This is a genomic window from Brevundimonas sp. ZS04 (genome assembly GCF_001956865.1).
GTDB classification, from domain to species: domain Bacteria; phylum Pseudomonadota; class Alphaproteobacteria; order Caulobacterales; family Caulobacteraceae; genus Brevundimonas; species Brevundimonas diminuta.
In genome coordinates, this window is sequence record NZ_MTHE01000073.1 from 1 (window position 1) to 385 (window position 385).

The following is a 385-nucleotide window of genomic DNA, read 5'->3' on the forward strand; positions in this document are numbered from 1 at the left end:
GGAGACGCACGTGCGTTGGTCCACCCGCTCCGGGGCGGGTTACGTCCAAAAGGCGAACCATTGGGGCATGGGTTCAATCGTGGGCCTAGGTGCAGGTGCCCGCGGATATCTTTGGGACTGCGACTACCGAAACGGTTACAGCGCCCGGAGACGCAAGCCGGTACTCGACGAGTGGTTCGCCCAAGTAGATCGCCAGGGTCACGGTCGTACTGATGGCTTCATCATGACCGGCGAAGAACGTGCTCGGAAAGCGATCATCCTTGGGATTCAACATCTCGATCGCGAGTTCGTCCGGACGTTGGATCCTGACCCGACACGCCTGTTCGCCGGCGAGCTTGAGCTGCTTGAGAGGCAGGGCCTCGTCGTTCTCACTCCAGATTCTGTG

The 385-nt window shown here is 60.5% G+C and carries 1 protein-coding gene; it reads right to left on the reverse strand.

The features are described 5' to 3' along the window. Window positions 1-85: 85 nt before the first annotated feature. Window positions 86-385 (reverse strand): hypothetical protein (locus BJP32_RS17435; RefSeq protein WP_158043325.1); only part of this gene is annotated, 300 nt, incomplete at its 5' end.